1 pseudogene is annotated in these 600 nt (G+C 68.7%); it reads left to right on the forward strand.

Annotated elements, in window-relative coordinates:
* A pseudogene (locus tag SJY36_RS00005) lies at nt 1–600 on the forward strand (peptidase M36); the annotation flags it as partial.

A 600-nucleotide genomic window follows, 5' to 3' on the forward strand; every position in this document is an offset into this window, starting at 1 on the left:
AATGATGCCGGACAGACCCTGAGCTTTGCCTGGACCCAGACCAGCGGCACCGCTGTCACCCTCACCGGGGACACCAGCGCCAGCCCCAGCTTTACCGCCCCGAGCCTTGCCGTGGGCGCCGCCGATCTGGTGCTGACCTTTGATCTGGTGGTCAATGACGGGATCGATCCCTCAACCGCCGACAGCGTCACCGTGACCGTCACCGCCCCGGCCAATACCGCACCCACCGCAGCGGCGGGCCCGGATCAGGAGGTCGCCGCCGCCGCCACCGTCACGCTCGATGGCAGCAGCTCGGAGGCAAATGATGCCGGACAGACCCTGAGCTTTGCCTGGACCCAGACCAGCGGCACCGCTGTCACCCTCACCGGGGACACCAGCGCCAGCCCCAGCTTTACCGCCCCGAGCCTTGCCGTGGGCGCCGCCGATCTGGTGCTGACCTTTGATCTGGTGGTCAATGACGGGATCGATCCCTCAACCGCCGACAGCGTCACCGTGACCGTCACCGCCCCGGCCAATACCGCACCCACCGCAGCGGCGGGTCCGGATCAGGAGGTCGCCGCCGCCGCCACCGTTACGCTCGATGGCAGCAGCTCGGAGGCA

Source organism: Sulfitobacter sp. R86518 (genome assembly GCF_042466275.1).
In the GTDB taxonomy this organism is placed as follows: domain Bacteria; phylum Pseudomonadota; class Alphaproteobacteria; order Rhodobacterales; family Rhodobacteraceae; genus Sulfitobacter; species Sulfitobacter pontiacus.